This is a genomic window from Aquirufa sp. (genome assembly GCF_044377215.1).
Taxonomy (GTDB): domain Bacteria; phylum Bacteroidota; class Bacteroidia; order Cytophagales; family Spirosomataceae; genus Aquirufa.
This window is the reverse complement of the sequence record NZ_JBILJM010000001.1, coordinates 198,554-223,550: the sequence shown is the minus strand read 5'-3', so window position 1 is coordinate 223,550 and position 24,997 is coordinate 198,554. Positions and strand designations below refer to the sequence as shown.

Annotated in this window: 21 protein-coding genes and 1 tRNA gene; 18 read left to right on the top strand and 4 right to left on the bottom strand. The window is 32.3% G+C overall.

The features are described 5' to 3' along the window. Positions 1–130 precede the first annotated feature (130 nt). The 13 genes from ACIQ6T_RS01025 (at position 131) to ACIQ6T_RS00965 (ending at position 14,298) form a co-directional block, all read left to right on the top strand. The gene (locus ACIQ6T_RS01025; protein WP_395783316.1) at positions 131–1,750 is read left to right on the top strand and encodes a glycosyltransferase family 2 protein; all 1,620 of its coding nucleotides are present in this window, start codon (positions 131–133) and stop codon (positions 1,748–1,750) included. Next, positions 1,747–2,877 carry a non-hydrolyzing UDP-N-acetylglucosamine 2-epimerase gene (gene wecB / locus ACIQ6T_RS01020; protein WP_395783314.1) on the top strand — a complete coding sequence of 377 codons (1,131 nt, stop codon included), beginning with the start codon at positions 1,747–1,749 and terminating at the stop codon, positions 2,875–2,877. Before ACIQ6T_RS01025 ends, wecB (ACIQ6T_RS01020) begins: the two co-directional genes overlap by 4 nt. Then, positions 2,864–4,060, top strand: a complete 1,197-nt coding sequence (locus tag ACIQ6T_RS01015; RefSeq protein WP_395783312.1) for a glycosyltransferase — start codon at positions 2,864–2,866, stop codon at positions 4,058–4,060. The genes wecB (ACIQ6T_RS01020) and ACIQ6T_RS01015 overlap by 14 nt, the downstream gene beginning before the upstream one ends. Further along, positions 4,060–5,067 carry a polysaccharide biosynthesis protein gene (locus ACIQ6T_RS01010; RefSeq protein ID WP_395783310.1) on the top strand — a complete coding sequence of 336 codons (1,008 nt, stop codon included), beginning with the start codon at positions 4,060–4,062 and terminating at the stop codon, positions 5,065–5,067. The genes ACIQ6T_RS01015 and ACIQ6T_RS01010 overlap by 1 nt, the downstream gene beginning before the upstream one ends. Before the next feature lies 1 nt (position 5,068). Continuing rightward, the gene (locus ACIQ6T_RS01005) at positions 5,069–5,944 is read left to right on the top strand and encodes a dTDP-4-dehydrorhamnose reductase family protein (RefSeq protein ID WP_395783308.1); all 876 of its coding nucleotides are present in this window, start codon (positions 5,069–5,071) and stop codon (positions 5,942–5,944) included. 5 nt (positions 5,945–5,949) lie between these two features. Continuing rightward, positions 5,950–7,071, top strand: coding sequence for a non-hydrolyzing UDP-N-acetylglucosamine 2-epimerase (gene wecB, locus ACIQ6T_RS01000; protein WP_395783306.1), 1,122 nt, complete (start codon positions 5,950–5,952; stop codon positions 7,069–7,071). Beyond that, positions 7,064–8,044, top strand: a complete 981-nt coding sequence (locus tag ACIQ6T_RS00995) for a glycosyltransferase family 2 protein (protein ID WP_395783304.1) — start codon at positions 7,064–7,066, stop codon at positions 8,042–8,044. The genes wecB (ACIQ6T_RS01000) and ACIQ6T_RS00995 overlap by 8 nt, the downstream gene beginning before the upstream one ends. A gap of 64 nt (positions 8,045–8,108) precedes the next feature. Further along, positions 8,109–9,149, top strand: a complete 1,041-nt coding sequence (locus ACIQ6T_RS00990) for a glycosyltransferase (protein WP_395783302.1) — start codon at positions 8,109–8,111, stop codon at positions 9,147–9,149. After that, entirely contained in the window at positions 9,146–10,297 is a 1,152-nt protein-coding gene (locus tag ACIQ6T_RS00985; protein ID WP_395783300.1) for a glycosyltransferase family 4 protein, read from the top strand. The genes ACIQ6T_RS00990 and ACIQ6T_RS00985 overlap by 4 nt, the downstream gene beginning before the upstream one ends. 76 nt (positions 10,298–10,373) lie before the next feature. After that, a complete protein-coding gene (locus ACIQ6T_RS00980; RefSeq protein ID WP_395783298.1) occupies positions 10,374–11,507 on the top strand; it encodes a hypothetical protein in 1,134 nt (377 codons plus the stop codon). Next, positions 11,508–12,647, top strand: a complete 1,140-nt coding sequence (locus ACIQ6T_RS00975) for a glycosyltransferase family 4 protein (protein WP_395783296.1) — start codon at positions 11,508–11,510, stop codon at positions 12,645–12,647. It abuts the gene before it with no gap. A 5-nt stretch (positions 12,648–12,652) separates the two neighbouring features. Continuing rightward, on the top strand, positions 12,653–13,396 hold the full coding sequence (locus ACIQ6T_RS00970) for a glycosyltransferase family 2 protein (protein ID WP_395783294.1): 744 nt from the start codon (positions 12,653–12,655) through the stop codon (positions 13,394–13,396). Further along, positions 13,393–14,298, top strand: a complete 906-nt coding sequence (locus ACIQ6T_RS00965) for an NAD-dependent epimerase/dehydratase family protein (RefSeq protein ID WP_395783292.1) — start codon at positions 13,393–13,395, stop codon at positions 14,296–14,298. The genes ACIQ6T_RS00970 and ACIQ6T_RS00965 overlap by 4 nt, the downstream gene beginning before the upstream one ends. Before the next feature lie 204 nt (positions 14,299–14,502). Here ACIQ6T_RS00965 and ACIQ6T_RS00960 read toward each other — a convergent pair whose 3' ends face one another. Beyond that, complete coding sequence (locus tag ACIQ6T_RS00960) at positions 14,503–15,522, bottom strand: hypothetical protein (RefSeq protein ID WP_395783290.1); 1,020 nt, start codon at positions 15,520–15,522, stop codon at positions 14,503–14,505. 135 nt (positions 15,523–15,657) lie between these two features. Between ACIQ6T_RS00960 and ACIQ6T_RS00955 the strand changes: the two genes are divergently transcribed. Both ACIQ6T_RS00955 and ACIQ6T_RS00950 read left to right on the top strand, forming a co-directional pair. Then, a tRNA-Phe gene (locus ACIQ6T_RS00955) sits at positions 15,658–15,730 on the top strand. A 229-nt stretch (positions 15,731–15,959) separates the two neighbouring features. Beyond that, positions 15,960–16,910, top strand: a complete 951-nt coding sequence (locus ACIQ6T_RS00950) for a GDP-mannose 4,6-dehydratase (protein WP_395783288.1) — start codon at positions 15,960–15,962, stop codon at positions 16,908–16,910. Positions 16,911–16,920: 10 nt separating this feature from the next. Here the strand turns inward: ACIQ6T_RS00950 and ACIQ6T_RS00945 are convergent, their stop codons facing one another. Beyond that, positions 16,921–17,727: a class I SAM-dependent methyltransferase gene (locus ACIQ6T_RS00945; protein WP_395783286.1), complete on the bottom strand. Its 807-nt coding sequence runs from the start codon at positions 17,725–17,727 to the stop codon at positions 16,921–16,923. Then, positions 17,717–19,009 carry an ArnT family glycosyltransferase gene (locus tag ACIQ6T_RS00940; protein ID WP_395783284.1) on the bottom strand — a complete coding sequence of 431 codons (1,293 nt, stop codon included), beginning with the start codon at positions 19,007–19,009 and terminating at the stop codon, positions 17,717–17,719. The genes ACIQ6T_RS00945 and ACIQ6T_RS00940 overlap by 11 nt, the downstream gene beginning before the upstream one ends. Before the next feature lie 181 nt (positions 19,010–19,190). On the opposite strand from ACIQ6T_RS00940, the gene ACIQ6T_RS00935 reads away from it, so the two are divergent. From ACIQ6T_RS00935 to asnB, 3 genes are read left to right on the top strand one after another with little or no spacing between them, the layout of a single operon-like run. Next, the gene (locus ACIQ6T_RS00935) at positions 19,191–20,660 is read left to right on the top strand and encodes a hypothetical protein (protein ID WP_395783282.1); all 1,470 of its coding nucleotides are present in this window, start codon (positions 19,191–19,193) and stop codon (positions 20,658–20,660) included. Beyond that, complete coding sequence (locus tag ACIQ6T_RS00930) at positions 20,660–21,598, top strand: glycosyltransferase family 2 protein (protein ID WP_395783280.1); 939 nt, start codon at positions 20,660–20,662, stop codon at positions 21,596–21,598. The genes ACIQ6T_RS00935 and ACIQ6T_RS00930 overlap by 1 nt, the downstream gene beginning before the upstream one ends. 1 nt (position 21,599) lies before the next feature. After that, positions 21,600–23,468 (top strand): asparagine synthase (glutamine-hydrolyzing), encoded by a 1,869-nt coding sequence (gene asnB / locus ACIQ6T_RS00925; RefSeq protein WP_395783278.1) that lies wholly within the window; start codon positions 21,600–21,602, stop codon positions 23,466–23,468. On the opposite strand, the gene ACIQ6T_RS00920 is transcribed toward asnB, so the two are convergent. Further along, positions 23,460–24,935 carry a capsule assembly Wzi family protein gene (locus ACIQ6T_RS00920; protein WP_395783276.1) on the bottom strand — a complete coding sequence of 492 codons (1,476 nt, stop codon included), beginning with the start codon at positions 24,933–24,935 and terminating at the stop codon, positions 23,460–23,462. The two genes, asnB and ACIQ6T_RS00920, sit on opposite strands and share 9 nt — an antisense overlap. Positions 24,936–24,997 lie beyond the last annotated feature (62 nt).

The following is a 24,997-nucleotide window of genomic DNA, read 5'->3' as shown; positions in this document are numbered from 1 at the left end:
CATTACATACATTTTTGTGTACTGATATATTGGTTACATACTTGCTTTGTTGATTAATTTTTTTCGAGTTCACCGTTTTTGAATTTAATTCCTAAAGCTTCTTGTTTAATTTTTTATATAGTATTTTCTGATGATTGGATTCAATTTTAATTCGTTAAAGTCTCTTTTTAATGATTCGAATAAGTATCTTAACAAGGACTTTAATTTCTATTGGAATAAATTGATTAATGGGGAAAATTTCACCTTTTTAAGATATGCCGATGGGGAACGTGCTATAATGACTGGTGTTGCTGTTTCTGCACAGGAAGGGGGCTGGTCATCACCTAACTTTATTTCCAGATTAGGTAAGGATTTATTACAATCGATGACTTTAGTGGACCGTTTAGCACATTATGCTGTGTCTTGTCCTTGCTGTGACGAAGAAGCGTATTACTGGTATAATTCTCGATTGCCGAACAAAGAAAATATCACCTTTGCAAATCTTTGGATCAATAATAATTATGGGAGGTTTGTAAGAGAATTTGATAAATTGACTAGAGACGCGGTAGTAATTACAAACTACCGTGCTTTAAATTCGAAAATTGGTAGTTTAAATATTTTAAAGTTTTACGAGGTAGGTGACGACTGTATAAATTTCTGGGAAGAAAGCGGAGATAAACTAGTGAATCAAATTATTTCGGATTTTGGAGGACGTAATGATTTGTTGTTTGTTGTTTCTGCTGGGCCAATGTCTGAGCCGATAATATATAGATTATTCCAAAATAATCGCAACAATACTTATATTGATTTTGGATCTAGTATAGATAGATATTATAGAGGGGCAAAAACTAGACCTTACGAAAATAGGTGGTCAAAATATGGACGGCGTAATTGTTCTATGCCAAACCCGACGTCGTTTAATATGGATGTCTCATGTGTATTAACCGTTTACAAAAGGCCAGATCAATTGACAGAACAAATTAAAGCCCTAGAAAATCAAACATTAAAACCAAAAGAAATAATTATTTTTCACGATAAAGTAGAGGGGGAGTTGGAGGTTGAAACATCAGTAATAGATTCAGACTTGGTATCTAACCATATTAAAGTAGATCGAAATGTAGGTGTATGGGGACGGTTTGCGGGTGGTTTACTTTCTAAAAGTAAATATGTTTGCTTTTTTGATGATGATACTATTCCTGGCAGTAGATGGTTAGAAAATTGTCATACGCATATTATTAAAAGAAAAGGATTGTACGGGACAATAGGAATCGATTCATGGAATCTAAAAAATTATCCATTTAGAAGTTTCAGGCGTTGGGGATGGGATGGGCCTTCCAAATCTGTCAAAGAAGTTGATCTGGTTGGGCATTCATGGTTTTTAGAAAAAGATTGGCTTGGTGTCATGTGGATAAATTCAAGAAAGTTATATGAGTTTAAATATGTAGGCGAAGATATGTTTTTGTCCTTTTCCTTGAAAAAATGGTTAGGTATAAAAACCTATGTTCCCCCACATCCGCCACAAAAGGTAGAGTATTATGGGTCACAACCAAAAAAAGCATTAGAATATGGGCAACAGAAAGATATTGCCATAGGTTATAATGATGTTCATTTTCGCAAAATGAATAGTGCAATAAATCAAATTCTTAAGATGGGATTTTCTACACGTAATTTTAATTTCATCAATCTTTTTAAACGTGATTCATTTAGTGATTTGATAGCTCCAGATGGATCAATGATTAAGAATTTATTACTTAAAATTTTCAAGTATTGAAGAAGATATTGTTTGTATATGGAACTAGGCCAGAAGCAATAAAAATGGCCCCTTTGATTAAAAAATTTCAAAGTTCAAACAAATTTAATTCAAAGATTTGCGTTACGGCACAGCATCGGGGGATGATGGATTTGGTAAACAATTTTTTTGATATAACTCCAGACTTTGACTTAGATTTGATGAAGGATGGTCAAGATTTATTCAGTTTAACAACTGATATAATTAACCACATTAAACCCGTATTGGAGGAATTTGAACCTGATCTTGTATTTGTACAAGGTGATACAACGTCTGTTTTAGCGGTATCTATAGCTTGTTTTTACAAGAAGATTAAAGTGGCACATTTGGAGGCAGGTCTTCGTTCCGGAAGCCCGTTGGATCCTTTTCCAGAGGAAATGAATCGGAGATTAACTTCGGAAATCTCTACATTGCATTTTGCTCCAACCTCGCTTTCATCAGAAAACTTAAATGCTGAGAATATTGTCAAGAATGTCCACGTAGTAGGCAATACTGTTGTAGATGCATTAATGCTTGGTATAAAAACAATTGAAAATAGGGGGGAAATAGAATTTTTTGAGGGATTTGATTTTTTGGATTTTGGGAAAAAAATAGTGCTTGTCACTTTTCATAGAAGAGAAAGTTTTGGCAAGTCCCTGTTAGATATTTGTAGCGCAATTCGAAAAATAGCAGAAACAAACAAAGAAATACAAATCGTATTTCCAGTACACCCTAACCCAAATGTTAAAATACCCGTTTTTGACAATTTATCTAACATTTCAAATATCTTTTTGATAGAACCATTAGAGTATCCAAAGTTAATATGGATTATGAATAAGTCATATTTCATTATAACCGACTCTGGTGGAATTCAGGAAGAAGCACCCACTTTGGGGAAGCCAGTGCTTGTCTTAAGGAATGTAACTGAAAGACAAGAGGGAGTTGATTCAGGTGTCGCGCAATTAGTGGGAACAAATCCAGATTTAATTATCAATGCGGCTAATTTATTATTGAATGATGTTAAACATTATGATAAAATAGCAAATACAATTAACCCATATGGTACAGGTAATAGTTGTCATTTGATATATGATATTGTGGTAGACTTTTTTGAACATGAGAAAGAATAAAATCTTATTTATTTCTTTTATCAATAGCATACATACGGCTAGATGGATTAACCAACTCAAGGATAACCCGTCAGTTGAACTATTCATTTTCCCTTCAAAATTCGCATTAAAATCACATCCAGATTTAGCACATCTACCTAGTTTGGGCCCATTAAATGGGTTGGGTAAATTACTTTATTTCTTAAAACTTGAAAGACATATTTTTAAGTTTGAGATGGTCATAAATAAGTTATTGGAACTGTATTTCCCCAATTACTTAGCTAATCGACTTTATCGGATGATCAATAGGTATAATCCAGACATTATTCATACGCTAGAGACTCAACATGCAGGGTATTTAATGGAAAGGATTTATTCAAAGCTTGACGCGAAAAAAATAAATTGGTGGCATACAAATTGGGGCTCAGATTTTTATGTATTTCAAAATTTTGATCATCATAAATTATTAATCAAATCGTTATTAAGTCATGTAAATTATTATTCTTGCGAGTGTGAGCGTGATGTTGTGTTGGCTAAAAAACTTGGATATACTGGTATTGTATTTCCGGTTCATCCTAATACAGGTGGATTCGACCTATCAGAACTTGAAATTCTTAACGCAAAATCGTTACGTACTTCAAAAAGGAGAGTTATTTTGTTGAAAGGTTATCAAGGCTGGGCAGGGAGAGCGCTTTTTGGAATAAGAGCCCTTGAAAGATGTAAAGATTTATTAGAAGGATATTCAATTAAACTTTACAGTGTAGCATCGAACGCTGCGGATATTCAAACAGCCGTGGCAATTTTTCGCGCAAATACAGGAATAAGTATAGAAATATTGCCTAATAATCTGTCGCATGATAAAATGATAGAATTACATGCAAGTGCAAGAATTTCAATTGGCTTAAGTATTGGTGATGGAATTAGCACCTCACTTTTAGAAGCCATGGCTGGAGGGTCGTTCCCCATCCAATCAAATTCTAGCTGCTGCTGTGATTGGTTTGAAAATTTCAAGTCTGGCATTTCAGTTCATGCTGAAGATACGGATGAAATTGAAAAAGCGATTCGACATGCCTTGATAAATGATGAAATGGTAGATTTGGCTAGAGAACTAAATTTTGAAAAGATTTCTAAAAGTGCAGAGTATATAATTTTGCAACAAGTAGCGATAGGTAATTATAATAGAATTTTAAATAAAGAAATTTGATGTTCAAGGACAAGACACTTTTAATTACCGGTGGTACAGGGTCATTCGGGAATGCTGTATTGACTCGTTTCTTAAAAACGGATATAGGTGAAGTTCGCATATTTAGTCGCGACGAAAAGAAACAAGACGAGATGCGTCATTTTTATTCCAACGATAAAATCAAGTTTTACATTGGAGATGTTAGAGACTTGTCTTCGTTAAATTCCGCTATGCGAGGAGTTGATTATGTTTTTTCAGCTGCCGCCTTGAAGCAAGTTCCTTCATGTGAGTTTTATCCTTTGGAGGCAGTGCAGACTAATGTAATTGGAACGGGAAATACAATCGATGCCGCAATACAGAATGGTGTTAAAAGGTTAATCGTATTGAGTACCGATAAAGCTGTATATCCTATTAATGCCATGGGAATGTCCAAAGCTATGATGGAAAAAGTTATGGTTGCTAAATCAAGGAATCTATCTGTGGACTTTACTAATTTATCAGGGACTAGATATGGTAATGTGATGGCATCAAGAGGGTCCGTAATCCCACTTTTTGTAGATTTAATTAAAAAGGGATTACCATTAACTGTAACAGATCCAGCAATGACAAGATTCATGATGACCTTAGATGAGGCTGTTGATCTTGTTTTATTTGCATTTGAGAATAGTGAACAAGGAGACATTTTTGTACAGAAAGCTCCTGCTGCGACTATCGGCGATTTAGCTTCAGTTATCAAAGAAATATTTAACGCAGATAATGAGATTAAAATCATTGGCACAAGGCATGGTGAAAAATTATATGAATCGCTCCTGTCTCGTGAGGAAAATGCTAAATCTATTGATTTAGGCAACTATTTTCGTGTCCCTGCGGATACAAGAGATTTGAATTATTCAAAGTATTTTGAGGAAGGAGATTCTAAAATTTCAAATTCTGACGAATATAATTCGCACAATACAACTAGGTTAGATAAATCACAGCTGAAATCATTGTTATTGGGGTTAGATTATATTCAGCAAAATTTAAAGTAATATGCGTATACTTATATTAGGGGCAAGTGGCATGCTTGGATTCCAATTATTAAAATTTGCGAGTAAAATCAGTACGATGTCTGTTTTTGGAACGGTCAGAAATAAGGCATCATTATTTTCGAATCAAAAATATATTAATCTAAATAACATTTTTGAGTTAAATGACATTCAAAATTATTCTGGGCTCAATGAAATTATTCGAAAAATTTCACCTGATGTAATTATTAATGCTATCGGAATAGTTAAACAATCAGATCTGGCTCAAAACTCAATTGCTTCGATAGAGATCAATTCTTTGTTGCCACATAAATTAGCAAAAATCTGCCAAGATAATAGTGCTAAATTCATTCATATTAGTACCGATTGTGTTTTTGATGGACTCAAAGGTAACTACAAACTAACGGATGTTTCTAATGCTAATGATTTATATGGGAGGTCAAAATTTTTAGGGGAAGTCATTTATGGAAATTCGATAACATTGCGCACATCCATAATTGGACATGAAATTAGTGGCCATAATCATGGGTTATTAGATTGGTTTTTGCAGGCAAAATCAACCGTGTTAGGATACAATAAAGCCATATTTTCAGGAGTTACTACATTTGAGCTTGCGCGATTAATTTTCGAAAATATATTGCCCAAAGAAAGCGTTTCGGGGCTTTTTCAAGTCGCATCTTATCCTATAAATAAATTTGATCTCTTAAATATTATAAGAGAAAAATATAATTTAGATATCGAAATTATTGCATCTGATCATGTTCAAATAGATCGATCTTTGGATGGGACATATTTTAATCAAGTTTTCAACTATTCGCCACCTACATGGCCCAAAATGATTGAAGATTTTTATACTGATTGGCATACACAGTCAGATTAATAACTATGAAAGTAATCACACTTATTGGTACTCGTCCGGAAATCATTAAACTTTCTAGAGTTTTAGCCAAATTGGATTCTGCAGTTGAACATCGAATTATTCATACAGGTCAAAATTATGACTTTGAATTGAATAAAATATTTTTTGATGATTTAGGAATACGTAAACCGGACTACTTTTTAGATGCTGCTTCTTCAGGAGCGATTGAGACGATTTCAAATGTATTAGTCAAGGTAGACGAAGTTCTTGAAATTGAAAAACCGGATGCATTTTTACTTTTAGGTGATACCAATAGTGGCTTAGGTGTAATTGCGGCTAAAAAGCGAAAAATTCCTATTTTTCATATGGAAGCAGGGAATCGGTGTTTTGATCAGCGCGTGCCAGAGGAAGTAAATAGAAAGGTTATTGACCACCTCGCAGATATCAATATGCCCTATAGTTCAATTGCGCGAGAATATTTACTTCGGGAGGGTTTATCGCCAGATCAGGTTATTAAAACGGGTAGTCCTATGCTCGAGGTTTTGTCATTTTATAGAGAGAATATTGAAAATTCTAACGTATTAAACATACTAAAGGCTCTGCCAAATCGATATTTTGTCTTAAGTACACATCGGGAGGAAAATGTAGATCAGCCAGAAAAGCTTATAGCGCTAAGTGCTATTTTGCATCAGTTATGCGAATTATATCAATTCCCTATATTTTTTTCATTACACCCGCGAACTCAAAATCGGTTAAAAAGCTTAGGTCTTACACTTCATCCGATGGTACATGTGATGAAGCCTATTGGTTTTTTTGACTATATACATTTACAAAAAAATGCATTTTGTGTCATTTCAGATAGTGGAACAATAACAGAAGAATCTTCTATTTTAGGATTTCCCGCGATTAATATTCGAGATGCACATGAACGACCAGAGGGGATGGAAGAGGGGTCAGTCATTTTGACAGGCATTAATCAAGCTATTATATTGGATTCAATAAGCTATCTCAGAAGTTTGGTAGATTCGGGTATTAAATCCAAAATTGTTTCAGATTATGATGTTGATAATGTTTCGGATAAAGTAGTCAAAATAATTCTCAGTTATACTCATTTTATCGATCGAAAAATCTGGTCAAAAAATGTCTAAACCGTTATTACCATTAGCATCGATCATTATACCTGTGTATAATGGGGCCAATTTTTTAAGAACAGCAATTGAGAGTGCGATTAGCCAAACCTATCCAAATGTTGAAATTATAGTCGTTAATGATGGTTCAACAGATAACGGGGCTTCAGAGGGAATTGCATTAAATTATCCAAATGTTCGATACCTTAAAAAGGAAAATGGAGGAGTTGCCTCTGCCTTAAATTTTGGGGTAATGAATTCTAATGGGCAATGGATATATTGGCTAAGCCATGATGATGTATATAGCCCCACTAGAATTGAGGATGACATGGAATTTGTCTCTCACAATAGAGAAGCTAAAGTTTTATATTCAGATTTTTATAAGATCGACGATTCGGGAGTCATATTCGATGTCGCAAAGTTTAAATTTGATAAAATCGTTTCAGTTAGACAGGTATTGGAACAAAATGGAATGCATTTTTGTGCAATTACACTTCATCGATCAATATTTGAAGAAATTGGGTTTTTTAATGAACGAAATTGGACAATGCAAGATGTTGAAATGGTGATTAAGTTATCGCGAGATTATATTTTCTATAAAGTAGAATCCAAGATAAATACCTCAGTTCGCGCATTACCGTCATTGATGTATGCAAAGTATAATACTAGAATTATTCAAGATATGAATATAATTAGTATGTTATTACTTGAGCCTCAAACGTTGGAGTCCTATTTTTCTTATCATAAAGAGACGCTGTTTGATGAATTTTACGAGTATTATTATCTAGGGAATTATTTTAGATTTTTAGGGGATTCTGAAAGTTCAAAGTTCTTCTTTAAGAAAGCATTTAATGATTTCAATATCCCTCGGTATCAAAAATTTAGTTATTATATCAAGTTTAGAATTTCAAAATTAAAGTCACCTAGGTTAAGGGTATACTTTTATTTCTTTATCTCTCTTTTTTCTAAGTTTAAATTTTTTTTATCAAGATAATTAAATCTTTAACTTAAATCCAATTCAACCTATTTTCTAGAAATATTATATTTTCATATTATCTATGCTTGATTTAGTGATTATAAATAACGTACCGGCATTTTATAAAATTAATTTATATAATGAGTTGTCAAAAAAAATAAATATTCATGTAATCTTTTTAGCATTAACAGATCAAGTTGTTATTAGTGAAAAATTTCGGAGTGAAATAAAGTTTCCATACCATATCATTTCTAACAAGCAGATTGAAAAAAGAAATATAATTATTTCGATGATCAAAGTTGTGGGTTTATTAAACAAGCTTAAGTTTAAAAAAATTATCTTCGGTGGCTATGATAATTTGGAAACCCTATTATTGCCATTTTTTTTATCAAAAAATAAAAATTGCTTGCAATTTGAGTCTTCAATATTTGAAAGTAAGTCAACCGGACCTATTGCTTGGGTTAAAAAAATAATTTTAAGTAGGCATAGAGCCGTTTTGCCTTCTGGAGAAATGCAGTGTCAATTGTTGCGAAAATTAAGTTTTTCTGGTGTTATCATTAAAACATCTGGAGTTGGAATTTTTAATAGAATCCCATTTGATAAAATTGAAAAATCAAATTTCGAAGGAAATTTCAAGTATTTGTACGTTGGCAGATTAATACAAAAAAAAAATCTTTTTATGTTAATCAAGATATTTAATGAGAATAAAAAGCCCTTACTTATTGTTGGTGATGGCATTTTATCAAAAGAACTAAGGTCCAATGCGAATTCGAATATCACATTTGCTAGTTTTGTTGATAATAATCAGATATCAAACATTTATTTAAATAATGATATTTTTATACTTCCTTCTGAAGCTGAACCGTGGGGCTTAGTAGTTGAAGAGTCGGTTTACTATCATTTGCCTGTAATAATTAGTAGTAATGTTGGATGCCAGAACGAAATAGTTGCGAATCCTCAAACAGGCTTAATTTTTGAATCTAGCAATGAGCAAAGTTTGAAGGAATCAATAGATTTAATAGAGTTGAAATTTAATAAATATAGAAATAATTGTTGCTCATTTAATTTTGAATCAAGAGATAATAAGCAAATTCAAGCTTATATCGATTTAGCTAATTTATGAGAATAGTATATTGTATTCCACATTTGCATAAAGCGGGAGGTATGCAGCGAATTTTAACTGAAAAGGTTAATTTTTTTGCTGATATAAAAGAATTTGAGATAACCATAGTTACGACTGATCAGATGGGTAATCTCCCTCATTTTGAACTCAACTCAAAAGTTGATTTAATTCATTTGGATTTAGATTTTGATGGGCATTTTAATTCGAGTCTATTTAATAGAGCGATTCAACATTATATTAAAATTAATAAGTACAGAGTTCAACTAACTAAAATATTAAATGAATTAGATGTTGATATTTGTGTATCATTATGTGGTAAAGAAGTTGATTTTTTATGTAAAATTCCAGGTAGATTTGCAAAAATAGCGGAGTTGCATTTTTCTTCAAATTTTAAAAAACAATTTATTAATGCTAATTATAAGGGTTTAGTTTGGCAGGCTATTGGTAGCTTAGCAAATTTTTTCTTTAAAAGGGCACTCATGAAATTTGACAAAGTTGTTGTTTTAACATTACAAGATTTAATTTCATTAAAAGCTAAACACAAGAATGTAATCAAGATTAACAATTTCACTTCCATTATTCCCACAAAAATGGGGGATTTAAATACAAAGAAAGCTATTAGTATAGGAAAATTGAACTCTCAAAAGGGGTTTGATATCTTAATTGATGTTTGGGAAATTGTTTCTAAATTTTATCCTGAATGGGTACTTGAAATATACGGTGAAGGAGAATGGGAATTATTTTTAATGAACAAAATCGAACAAAAGGGATTAAAAGATCAAATTAAGTTGAAAGGCTTGGCTTCTAATGTAGAGGTAGAACTATTCAGGAGTTCGATATATATTATGAGTTCTAGATTTGAAGGATTCGGTTTAGTATTAATTGAGGCAATGAGTTGTGGAATCCCAGTTGTTTCATTTGATTGTGAAGCTGGTCCTCGTGAGATATTGGAAGATGGTATAAGTGGATTTTTAGTTCAGCCTGGCAATATAGAAGAGTTGGCTGAGCGAATAATTTTTCTAATTGAAAATCCTTCTATTCGGAAGGATATGGGGAAGCGGGCAATTGATAGATCCAAAGATTTTTCAAAGAACAAAATTTTAAATCAATGGTATTCCCTTTTCGTTGATTTACATAATCAATTATAGTAAAATACATATTTAATTATAATTATTACACAGAATTTTGAGGACAAACAAATCAATTGACTTTATTGTAATTCTTATGATTGGATTAACGCCAATCTATACTTTTGGCGAAGTCTTTGCTTTGTTAACTGGATCTATGAAGGATGTAAGCATTGCATTAACTCCAATTTATATTAAGCTTTTGAAAGATTTGTTTTTTGTGATTTTAATTTTAATTGGGGTTTTTCTAAAATTCAAATCTCAAACTATCCCTAGAATTTTTATTTTTTTTATTCCTTTAATTTTATCTTTAATCATAGCTGTATTTTTGACAAAGTTCAATTTATTGCTTTTTCTTGCAGGAATTAGATGGATTTTGCCCATTTTTGCTATGTTTTTTTTAATAGGGCATATTTCAGAAATACTATTATTTAAAATTTCAAAAGTCCTTTTTTTATTATTTATACTAAATTTTATTGTTCAAATTTGGCAATTTCTTTTTATGACTAAATTTTTTGGGCAATCTGCAGATTCCGAATTTAGTTTAAGAAATCCTGGAATTTTTTTTATGCCTGGGCCGAGCTCTTTTTTTGTGGTTATTTGCCTGTTTTTTTCCTATTATTATACGTTTAGTAAAAGCGCTAAAAGTATCGTCGTTATTACTGCTCCAATATCTATATTGTTGACCGCCTCCGGCGCAGGGATTGCTTCTTTTTTTGTGTTAATGTTTTTTCAATATTTCCCTAAATTCATGTTGAAAGCATCTGTATTTGTAATACCATTTATTTTACCTGTTTTTGCGGGATTGATAATTATTGTTAGTGGAAGGGGAGATATTTTTGAAGATTCATTTATGCCGAGAGTTCAAATATTTATTGATTTGTTTTCTGAAATACCTCTTTTTTCAAACAGATTTGGATCAGGTACTTCATCAGCTTATTTAGCATCTAATTTTTCGGGCGAAAACTTAGATGCAATTAGTACGGAGTCCACTTTTGCTACGATTATTGCTAATTTAGGGGTATTGCCATTTTTTATATTTATGTTTTTTTATTTGATTTGGTTGTTTATTGTTTTTTTGAATAATAGAAGAGAATTATGGTTTTTTACGATTATTTTTAGCTTTTTTGGATTGACTACTCAGTTTATGGAAGTCTTCCCTCAATCTATAATCTTTGCCATTCTGATGGCTAAATATCTCCCTTCATATTTTAAATTTGGCGCTAATTAATTGAGAAATTCAGTTAAAATTTTAGTAATTGGCCAGCTACCCCCAGTGATTAACGGGCAATCTTTAGTTACTAAAAGTATATTAGATGTTTTGATTAAGGAAAATTACCATGTGGATTTTCTCCCTTTGACTAGTCTGAATCACAGTAATTCAATTTTATTGCGCCTGAATAAATTTGGATTTTATTTTAAGTCATTTGTAGACTTCATCAGGTTAACTTACTCTGGCAACTACATTGTATATTTAAATGGAGCAAGATCCATTGGTGGAACATTTAGAAATTATCCATTTCTTATGTTTTCCAAGATATTTGGGAATAAAACTGTGTTACATTTTCATTGTGGCGATATTGATGAGTTTTTAGAAAGCCAAAATTTAGTCGTCAGATTTTTACTTAAACTAGTTTATAGACTACCTGATAAAATTATAATTTTAAGTTCGCTTATCAGAAATAATTTTAGGCAAATTGAAAATAGAAATAATATCGTTGTCATAAAGAATGCGGTTGATATAATTGGGAAACCTAAAATACTTTCAGCATCTGAATCGGTCAAATTAATTTACATGTCTAATTTGATCCTTTCAAAAGGTTATTTTGACGTTTTAGCCGCTGTTAATTATATGGTTAATGATTTAGGCCTTAAGAATATTACATGTGATTTCTGTGGTGAATTTTTGACAAGCTTTGATGATCCTAAATCAAATTCTATTGAAAGTATGAAATCAGATTTTTTTGAATTTATACGTAAAAATAATTTAAGTTGTCATGTTAATTACCATAACTTAGTTCTTGATCAACAAAAGGCAGATTTATTGGCTAAAAGTCATTTTTTTATTTTACCTACTAATTATTCAACTGAGGCACAGCCATTATCAATTATTGAAGCTATTGCCAATGGTTGCGTAATCATAACTACAAATTTTAGAGCGATCCCAGATATGGTTATAGACAATTTCAATGGTAAATTTGTTGAGTATGGGAACCCTCTTTCTATAACTCAGAATATTTCGTATTTCGTAAATAATCCATCCGTTTACGAAAGTAGTAGTAGTAACTCTGTATTACATTATCAAAAGTATTTTACTATTGATAATTTTAATAATAAGGTAGTTGAACTTTTCGAACAGATCAGAAATTAATTTGAATGAAAATTTCAATTATAACTGTTACTTACAATTCGGGTCAATATATAGAGAAAACATTGCGTTCTATATTTGCACAGACATACGCTAATATCGAGTGTGTTGTTATTGATGGCAATTCAACTGATGGTACATTAGAAGTACTTAAAAAGTATCAAAATCAATTAACATATATTAGCGAACCTGATTCAGGGATATATGACGCTATGAATAAAGGGGTAGCATTAGCTACAGGCGATATTGTCGGGATACTCAATTCAGATGATGTTTTATATGAATATGATACAATTGAAAAAATTGTAAAATCTTTTTCATTAGATATTGATTGTATTTATGGGAACGTTGTCATTGTTAATAAATTAGATCAAATAGTACGGAAATACAATTCCTCAAATTTCATTTTATCTGATTTCGAATTCGGTCATATGCCTCCCCACCCTAGCTTTTATGTGCGAAAGAATCTATTTCAGAATTTTGGATTTTACAATACATCTTTTAAAATATCAGCTGACTTTGATTTACTTTTAAGGTATTTATATATTCATAAAATCAAGTCTAAGTTTCTAAATCAAAACATTGTTAAAATGCGAGATGGGGGGGTAAGCTCAACGCTTAAAAACAAGTGGCTATTGAATAAAGAAATTTTATGCGCATGTAGGGAGCATAAGATAAGGACAAACCTATTTAAGATATATTTAAAATATTTCTTTAAGTGGAAATCATATATTTCAATTTTGAATAAATGAGGTTTCTTGTAACTGGGTCAAGTGGGTTTGTAGGGAAAAATTTGTTTGTGGAATTTGAAAATCATAAGGATATTGCTTTGACTGCCTATGATAGAGAAAAGGAGATTTGGCCTCAATTAATTTCGGTAGATGGTATAATTCACTTAGCAGGGAAAGCACACGATATTGCCCAAGTAGCAGATCCTAATGCTTATTATGTGTCGAATACAGAATTGACAATTTCCATCTTTGATGCGTACATTAAGTCTTCAGCATCTGTATTTATCTATTTTAGTTCAGTAAAGGCTTGTGCAGATAAAGTTAATGATGAATTAAGCGAATCGGATGTGCCACGACCTCAGACTCATTACGGGAAGAGCAAATTATTAGCAGAGCAATATATTTTAAGTAAACCTCAACCTGAAGGTAAAAGAGTCTATATATTAAGGCCAAGTATGATTCATGGTCCTGGTAATAAAGGGAACTTAAATTTATTATATAATTTTATCAAACGAGGCATTCCATGGCCTTTAGGTTCATTTGAAAATAAAAGGTCATTTTGCAGCATTGACAATGTAGTTTTTGTTTTAAATGAATTGTTAAATCGATCCGACATCCCATCTGGAGTGTATAATTTATGCGACACAAAGCCTCTTTCAACCAATTATGTAGTAAAGGTATTTGGAGAAGTGATTGGAAGGGAAGTGCCCATCTTACGGGTTCCTAAATTTTTGATAAAATTTATGGCCAAAGTCGGGGATTTTTTAGGGTCCTCTTTTAATTCTGAGAGCCTTGAAAAACTTTCAGGCAGTTATATAGTGTCTAATAAAAATTTAATTAATGCCTTAAAAGTACAATTGCCTTGTGATGCAGAGGCAGGTATAAGAAAGACTATGGAACAGCTTAATTTAAAGAAAAATTAATTTTTAAAATTAAATATTGGTAGTGCTTAAATTCCTAGATAAGCATCAATTTTAACTTTGTGTTACCACAATATAGTATATGAATGCCCAGATAATGTCAAAATTTAATGTTTTGATTTGTTCAATTAAATAATCTTAGGGGTCATATATTTTACCAATTGAATCAATAAGCGCTTTATTTTAATCAGGATGGAAGACATTAACTTATGTTTCAATCGTTATTGTAACACCATCAAAATCAATTAGTGCTTCACCGAAACAGCTAAATTTTTCCTTTTTCTGCTGCCCAATTGGAAACCCTATTGCCCCATATTTAAAAAAGTCTAGCGGATAATAATAGTCTTTATCGAATGTTTTAATTGAAGTCCAAGTTTCCGCATCATTTGATGAGATTAATAGATGCGCTTTTTTATGATTCATTGAATAACCATGTTCAACAGTAGTCGCTGCGATATACTGGCCATTTAATAGCCGAGTGCAATACCAAACAGGACCTGGCAATGGGCTTAAAACCTCTATAAGTTCTGATTTTCTATTTAATTTAACCACATAGGATGTTTCAATATGCGAATCCATCAACCAGATAACGGAGTCTTTTTGAAATATCAAATCACAAGTTCGGTAATTTTGGGAACCATCACCAATTACTTTTAGCTTGTTAAATTGCAAATCAAAAATTACTATTTTGCATTCTCCTACTAAATCTCCAGTGCAACACCAGATAGTATCGGTATAATTATCATACTTGAGATTATGAATGTGTTTTATCGCACCCATTGGGAATTCATATGCTACTTCCCAGTTTTGGCCTTCATCTCGTGAAGAATAGATAGGAACAGGAAATCTTTCTTTATTGTTTCCATATTCGCCAAAGCATATCACACCATTAGGTAGCCGGCATATATCTATATGCATTAAATTTCGACAATTTTTCAATTGCAATTTCCCAATTAACCCGGCACCTTTTTTAAAGTAGTATACTATTCCTCTACGAATAATAAGTAAGGTGAGATCTTCTTCATTGATTACGAAGACATTACACTTATCTGTACGAAACAGCCTAGATAAAATGCGAAATTTAGCGGTTATTCTATCTAAAAATGTACTTGGAATTGTTATATTAAATACTGTTCCATTTGAATGCAAAATATAAACATTGTACCCTTTCGAATAAATATTTAATGCTTCAGAATAATAATGATGAATTTCATATTTTGTTTTCATTCACTTTAAGCATTAAAATAAATTTGTTATAAATTTAAACAATAAAGCGTTAAAATTTTATTTATGTCAGCATCAATTTGTGATTAACTAAATTTTCTCCTACTTTTGCATTCCCGTTACACTGCGGGTAATTGAGGTGGATTAGCTCAGTTGGTAGAGCATCGGACTGAAAATCCGTGTGTCCCCGGTTCGAGTCCGGGATCTACCACTTCAATTTTGAAAGGCCCTTGCATTAGCTTGGGCCTTTTGTATTAAATTCATTGTTGCGACCTTGAAGAGTTTTTCATTTTGATATTTAATGGCTAGAAAGTGTTTTTGATTTTTCAAATGTTAATGCCTCTAGATAACTTTTTTAAATCATCCTAAAAACATTATAGATAATTAGTCGTAAATTTCAATCTTGATTTTGTACAATTCTTTTGAAAATGAATTAATTGATGAATACTATTTTAGTAACCGGTGCTGCCGGATTTATCGGAAGTAATCTGTGTGAAAAGTTGGTTAATGATGGCTATCAAGTTATTGGAATAGATAATTTTGATACTTTTTATTCACGCGAAATTAAAAGGAACAATTTGGAGTCATTGATTCCAAATTCTCAATTTCAGTTCATCGAAGGAAATGTTGGAGATATTTCAACACTCCCAATTCAACCAGATATTGATTTGGTTATTCATTTAGCAGCTAAAGCAGGTGTTAGGCCTTCAATTGATTCACCAGCTGACTACATAGAAAATAACATTAATCAATCATATAAATTATATGATTGGATGCAGAGAAAGAGTATTAAAAAACTAATTGTTGCTTCGTCATCTTCTGTTTATGGAAATAGCAGGAAGGTTCCTTTTTCTGAAGAAGATATAGTTGATTTTCCAATTTCACCCTATGCATTTACTAAAAAGTCTGGGGAATTATTGACCCATACATTTCATCATATGTTTAATTTTGATGTGTTGAATTTGCGTTTTTTTACTGTTTATGGTGAACGGCAACGCCCTGACTTAGCTATTCATAAATTTGCGAAATGTATACTACAAGATCTTCCAATCACATTATTTGGCGATGGGTCTACTTCTAGAGATTATACCTATGTTGGTGATATTGTAAATGGCATTTATGGAGCTATCAACTATTTACAAACTAATTCTATTGTTTACGAAACAATTAATTTAGGTTCTAATACACCCATTAAACTTATTGATTTAGTTCGAACATTGGAAAATGTAATAGGGAAAAAGGCTCAAATTAATTGGGGTCCCATGCAAATGGGTGATGTGGAACGCACTTTTGCCGATATACATAAAGCTGAAGAATTACTAGGTTATAAGCCTATAATGAGTTTGGAAATGGGATTAGCTAAATTTATTAATTGGCTCCAAATTCAATAAGTTATAATACTTATTTTAACATTCCCCCGAATTTCCAAGAGTTCCCATTTCTGAAAATAATATAGGTAGTTGATTGATCAATAAGATCACAAGAACTCATCCATTTTTCAATAGTTTTTCTGTCAATATATTTAGTTTGTGGTGTTACTAGCTGATCAAAAGCCACATGCCTAAAAAATAAAAAATCTCGTTTTGAAATCCAGCAACTATATGAATACAAAGGCATAAATGTCAATTTTAGTTTCGTTATCGCATGTGCATACAAAAAATAGATAGCTGATAATGGGGTAGCAATCGCATATTTATTTATCCACCAAGGTAATTTGGAGGCAACTTTTCGGATAGGATCAACTAGTGTTATTATTATTGAATTGCCTTCCTTTGCATATACCCAACAATGAAATTTTCCGCCTTGTTTTGTATTCGTAATGACAGAATCAAAACCATCTTTTGGAGTAAACAAATGATGTATGACACCAATTGAATAGGTTAAATCATACTTATCTTTACTTTGGAATTTTGTAAGATCATCTTTGATAATTTTAAAATTTTCAAATCCCGTACGAATCATATTCGTATTAGCGGATAAAATACTATCACCTAGGTCCACTCCGTGTAAGACAGCAGGTTCCCAATTTGCGACATGAACTAATAAACTTGCATTCCCACAACCAAGTTCTACTATTTTTTTGTTCTTTATGTCCTTTTCAGTTAAGGGAGAAAACCAATCTTCAAACTGATCGAATGTATAAATAGAACCTTCTGGTAAATTGTTCCAGGATGTTGCGAACGCCTGGGCTGTCTTATTATCTTTCATTATTGGAATTGTGAGGGTTGTTACTAGAAGCTATTATGGGTTTCAGATGTAGTTCAATTAATATAATTGAACAGAAGAATATTATCCATGGGACCGCTACTGAAAGTTGTCTTGGTAATGCAGAAACCAATGATGACAACCCCAAGTAAGTCAATAACATTAATGAGATGAAATTTAGATGGGGATTCAGTTTTTGAAAATTTAACGCCCAGTAAACTAAGGAAATTAGGAAAAATGTCAATAGGATTGAATTAAGGAATAATCTAAATACCCCATTGCCACTATGCGGGTATGCTGTTAGCGGGAAATTAAACCAAAGTCTACCGACATTATAAATTATATTTTTAGCGTATTTTAATGGGTTATTTTTAATATTTGTCAATCCAATATGTTTATACAGCGAATCTTGCACAATCCAATTATTTTGCTTCACCTGATTAATTTCAGTTGCATGATTCTTATATAAATTTCCTGAAAGTAGTGATTTGTCTTTGAAAAAATCGTCATTAATCCAATCTCCATATTCATCTTCAAATGGGGTACTCATCCAATATAAATTCATCCCCCCACTATTACCATAATATAGTGGTTTGCTAGTAATTTGATATGTGTAAATCAGGTAAGGTAGGCAAACAATTTGCGCGATTATTAAAATTTTTAACTCTTTAATTGGTCGTTGGATTGTATTGAATTTAAAAATAAAATTGAGCATAAAAACAATCAAATAAAGAAATGCTAACACTATAATGACATAACCAAATATTATTTTGGTTAAAATTAAATAGCCTAAAACGACTCCCGACAGGTATAAATAGCCCTTTCGCAAATGTAGAAAATAAATTTGCGTCAAAAAAAGAAATAGCGCACCAAGAAATATCGTTAAGGATTCTGTAAGAATAAATGGCATTTCTTGAAATGCGATAAAATATCCGCCCCAAAAAATTGAAATAAAGAATGCGATCTTTTCTTTAATTAAATTGGTCAATGTGCAGTATAGTAAGACAACGCTAGCAAAATGCATTATCGCATTAGCAATGGTTATCGATTGCATTGGGAGATTGAAATAAATAAAAGGCATTAAAAAAATCGGGTAGCCTGGTCCATTCCACAAGTAGGCTTCTCCAGTCGGGGAATAAAATCCATTTAACAAATTATTGGTATACTGAATATACCTGGCTTCGTCACCAACAAATTCATCCCTGTGGGCCACTAAGACAAAAGTTAAGTAAAGTATTAAAAATGGGGAAAGTTTTAAAAAGTAAGTCAGTTTATCATTTTTCATTTACAATGATTATTGCTTTTGGAATATCTAACTTATTTATTTCTCCACTAAATTAACTTTAATTGTTTTGAAACTTATTTAATGGTCAAATTATGCAACAATAGTCATTTGGAATTTTTTATAAAATTTATAGGTGTTAAATTGAACAATAATTTTTTTGACGTAATGTATACCATAGTTAATGTCTAGTGCAGCAAAGTCTGTACGAATTGGATTGATTGTAAATATGCTAAAAATGGCATGTTTATATGTATTAATGGTACATGTATTACACCGGCCAGATTACTTCTTGCATTTCCATGGTGATACCAAGAGTTACTTTGATCCAATTGTTCATTTATTAAATTTCGGCGATTATTCTCCAGATTTTAGGATGCCAGGTTATGGTGGGTTGTATTTCGTGTTCTTTACAATCACGCAATCTGATCAAGTTACGTTGTATTTAATTATATTTTTTCAATTCATCTTTTCTGGCATTTCGATAGGGCTTATGGCTCAATTAATTTTTGAATTTACAAACTCGAAAACATTATTCATCCTCAGCTTTTTATTTTTAGAAATAAGTTATTACCTATTATATGATTGCTACCTGAGTTCCGAGTCACTCGCGACTAGTCTATTGGTTTTTATTACCTATATCGTCAGTAAATCTGGTAAATCGCCATTTTTGCTCGGAATATGCTTCATTTGGCTTGTATTCGTTAAGTCTATCTTCATATTATTAATTCTACCTTTAATTGGATATTTAGTTATTCAAAAAACGAGTCTGCGTTTTTGGGTTCTATTTTTTATTCCTATTCTTATCATTGAAGGAGCTTGGATTTCTCGTAATGCTTTAAAGTATAAACAATTTATACCATTAACGCATCAGATGTTTTATCCAGAAGGCACGAACGGAATTATATATGGTTATTTATCCGTTCAGGAACTGATCCGTTCGTATGGTGGCTCTCATCAATTTTGGAGACTAGATTCAGATGCAGCTTGGTATTTTTCAGGTGGTTTTGCTGATCCTTATTTTATTGGAGATACCCCTTTCCCAAATTTTAAGGAAAATGACATGCGCAAACCTCCTGCTGAGATTTATACATCAAAAATGAATTTGGATTCATTAGTTAAAATTAGATATGCCCTAACCTCTATTTATTTAACTTCTATAGATTCAAAAACTAAACATGTCATCGATAAAGAGTGTTCGAACGAAATTCAATATATCCGGGATAGGACTTTAGTTTATGTAAATTCCATAAGGAATGAAAAGCCCATTTTGTATTATTTTAATGCTAATCTTACCCGCTTAAAGTCGATCATTTTTACAACCTATTTTTTTGATAATATTTTACAGAATCCAAGTTTAAATAATAGAATTAACTTTTTTGTCGCAATTTTATTACAAGGATTTATCTATTTGATGAATGGACTCGTTTGGGGTTTTTCCATTTTATCCTTATTAGGGGTATTCCGATTTGGCTTTAAATTAAAATCTCCTACCGTTTTGACATGGGTTGCTTGGTTAAATGCTTATACTTTTATTTTATATATCTTTGTTTTTAAGCAAGCAGAAGAGAGGTATTTTTGTGTATTGTATCCATTTTGGGTTCTTGTAAGTTTGACATTAATTAATCAGTGGATCTTGAAATTTAAAAATTAATGGAATTAACCGTTGTATTACCAATATATAATGAAGCGCCTTCAGTCCCCTTGTTATTTGAGGAGCTTCTAGGCACTTTAAAAGGATATGATTTTGAGATTATAGCAATCAATGATGGTTCAAAAGATAACTCTTGGAATGAGTTATTGAAAGTTTCAGCTAGTAATCCGAGGATTAAACTGTTGAATTTTAGGCGGAATTATGGCCAAACGGCTGCATTAAGTGCTGGAATTCAAGAAGCTTCTGGTGATATCATTGTGTTAATAGATAGCGATTTGGAAAATGATCCGAAAGATATACGCTTGCTGATAGACAAATTGAGAGAGGGCTATGGCGTTGTTTCTGGCTGGCGGAAAGATCGTTGGGAAGGTCAATACCTAACAAGAAAATTACCTTCTTTGTTGGCTAATAAATTAATTTCTAAAATCGGAGGTGTCCCTTTACATGACTACGGATGTACATTAAAGGCATATAAGCGGGAGATCGTTCAAGATCTAAAGCTTTACGGCCAAATGCATCGTTTCATCCCTGTTTTTTGTAAATGGCAAGGAGGGTCTGTTACAGAAATACCTGTAAGCTATCGTTCTAGAGTATATGGTAAATCAAATTATGGACTTTTTCGTATTTACAAGGTGCTTCTTGACCTTGTGTTAATTAGATTTCTAGAGAAATTTATGTCTCGCCCTATTCATTTTTTTGGGGGCGTTGGGATTTTATCCTTTCTATTTAGTTTTGTTTCTTTTGGATTAGCTACCTATTATAAATTGTCTGGACAAAAAGATTTTATCGAAACTCCTTTGCCTGTTTTGAGTGCCATGTTTTTTACTGTTGGCGTTGTTTTAGTGCTACTAGGAGTTATTTCTGAAATTCTCATGAGGACTTACTTTGAAAGTCAAAATACAACTCCATTTTCTGTAAGGGATAGGGTAAATTTTTAATATGTGCGGTATTGCTGGTTTTTGGGGAAATGGGAATGAATCTGTTATTACTAGAATGACTGATTCATTGTCGCATAGGGGGCCAGACTTTTTAGGAACATATTATGATTCAAATGTTTCTTTAGGTTTTGGACATACCCGTTTAAGTATACTTGATCTAAGCTTCAGCGCAAATCAACCCCTTTTTTCAGAAGATAAGCGTTACTGTATTGTATTTAATGGAGAGATCTACAATTTTAAAGAACTTCGCCAAGAGCTTCAAAATAAAGGTTTCGGGCCATTTTTAACAAGTGGAGACACGGAAGTACTATTGAAAGCTTTTCAAGCTTATGGCATTGCTTTTTTGTCTCGGCTCAATGGTATGTTTGCTTTTGCTATTTTTGATTTTGTCAAACAAGAGCTTTTTCTAGCCAAAGATCGCTTGGGGAAAAAGCCTTTGTATTATACTCAATTAGACGATACATTTGTTTTTGCTTCTGAACTTAAGGCTATACTCAAGCATCCGGATTTCAAAAAGGAGCTTAATCTTGATGCTTTAAATCACTATTTAACATTAGACTATGTACCTACACCACTTTCAATCTTTGAGGGTGTAATAAAGTTAGAGGGAGGGCACTATTTAATCGTAAATAAATCCGGCAAAATTACATGTGAGAGCTATTGGTCTCCAGTCTTCGATGTAGAAGAAATGCAATTTAATGATGCAAAAGACCAATTAGATGTTTACTTAAACAATGCTACAGACATTCGTTTGGTTGCAGATGTCCCTGTGGGGGTCTTTCTAAGTGGAGGCCTAGATAGCAGTGCAATTGCCTATTACGCTCAGAAAAATTCAATAAATAAAATTGAAACATTTTCGGTTGGATTTAATGAGAATACGTATGATGAAAGTTCATATGCAAAGCTTGTAGCTCAACAATTAGGGACAAATCATCATGAATTAATTTTATCTGCAAAAGATTCAATGGATTTGATTCCCTCCGTTTATGCATCACTTGATGAGCCTTTTGCAGATCCATCTATTTTGCCAACCTATCTTCTTTCTAATTTCACGAGAAAACATGTTACCGTAGCTCTTGGAGGAGATGGAAGTGATGAATTATTGGCTGGCTATCCAACTTTTATTTCAGAAAAGTTCGCTAAAGCCTTTTCATGGCTACCGGTAAACTTTATAAAGAAATTGTTTGATTTGATTTATCGATTACCTGCAAGTGATGATAATATTTCTTTCGATTTTAAAATTAGACAATTTTTAAAAGGATTTGAGTCAGATTCTAGGCTAAGACATAGTCTTTGGCTTGGGAGTTTTACACCAAACAGTAAAAAGAGTTTATTTAATAAGGATATTCAATCAAAGGTTTCAAATTTTCGTTCATTAGGTGTAATTGACAGCTATTCGTCACGATCTTCTCAAAATGAATTGATTTATATGTATTTAAAAACTTATCTTCAGGATGATATTTTGTTTAAAGTTGACAGAGCATCTATGATGAATGCGTTAGAGGTAAGGGCACCATTCTTAGATTATAGAGTCGTTGAATTTGTTAATAAAATGCCATATAATTTTAAGATGAAGGGGTTCAATGGTAAATATATTTTAAAGGAAACGATGAGGGGTAGACTCCCTGGAGAAATAATTGATAGGCCCAAAAAAGGCTTTGGTATACCCGTATCGCTATGGTTAAAAAATGAATTACGAGATTTATGTTCTGACTTATTATCTAAAAATGAATTAGAAAGGCACGGGATTTTTAATTATAGCTATGTCGAAAGTTTAAAAAATAGTCATTTTTCTGGAATGAGAAATAATCGTAAAGAATTATGGAATCTTATGATTTTTCAGCTTTGGTATAATAATTATTTAAAATAATGTGTACCGAACTCCTAAAAGGAGGCCAATCGTGTTGTTTATTACTTCACCCTGGTCGTATCCAATTTGAGCTTTTAATTCAACTTTCTTATTAATTAATTTTTGCATTGAAAATGCAGATGCAAATTGTGGTTTATCAACTACATAGCGATTTGCAGGGTCTCTTAAGCTACCTACCAAATAGCCGTGGTGTGATTTTGACACTTTAAAATTCCATGTAAAGTCTGGAGTAAACGACCCAGAAAGCCCTAAATAATAGCCTCTTACCGCATTTAAGCTAAATGAAGATGACGAGCCCCCTGCAGCACTTTCTGAATCTAATACAATTAGTGGGGTGCCAATTCCTTTAGACTGGTAAACCCAGCCGCCCCGACCACCGTTATTGAAATAGTTTTCTATTTCGGGATAGTGGGGATCTTTGAATCCTACTAACTTAGCTAAGGGAGCAATGTATAAACCTAGATTTTGGGTATATAAATTTTCAATGACAAGTTTTTCAATGAATCCTCTTTTTTTTCTTTTTATACTTATTCCTGTTAATCCATCATCTGAAGTAGTAAGTGAAAAGACTCTCCCCGTTTCAAATGCGGTTTGTTTATACACGAGCATCTCAATATTCTTTGTTTGAAATTTGAGGGCAAAGTCAATGGATCCCAAGTGATTTCCATATTGATTATTTGTATCATCCTCCGATGATAAATCATCAATTGGAACAAGTGTTCTGTTTTTCGAAACTGTAACTACATAATAATAAGTGTTTATGCTGGATGGATAAAAATCAAATGGGCCTCCATTTTTCACATTTGCTTCCCCGCCCCAAGAAACTTGATGATTTAAACCCCCAAAAATACTTACATGTGAATTTGGCTTGCCAAGTCTACCATATAGTGATTTTTGATGGAGCATAGCTCCGGAAATTGGGCCACTATTATCGAAATAACCGTGCGAATAGGTCATATGTATCCCAGCCCATTTCCAGAAAAAATTCAGATAGTCTTTTGTGCCCAGTTGAATTTTAGGCATCGGTCTTGCATTGCCTGACCATGAATAAAAACCTGATGTTAATGTAGAATCGCCTAATCCATAAACCTCTTTACGGCGTCCTAGCCAAAGTTCCCAATTCCCCCTTCTGCCACTTAAATAAGCTTCATTAATCATAAAATCTGAATTTACACCAGCCCAGCCTGCCATTTCAATGCCATACTTCCAATCATACTTTTTATTCTTGGTATAGTTTTTATGATAATTTAAAAAAGCAATTCCTCCAGGTGTATTCAATGGAATTGAACCATATTGTAAATTTCTGATCCAAAATGGTGTTACTCCATTATCGGAAACAACTGTTTTTAATTCTGCTTTAAAATGGACATTAGTATCAACTGTAATAGCGGGCAATTCTAAATTTAAAGCATTGGTATTAAATGATAATAACGAAAGTAAGATTAAAAATATTGGATATTTAGTCATGTAAATTTATTGTAGCCACCAAAGTAAGTGTAATTTTATGTCAAAATCAACTGAATCCTTTA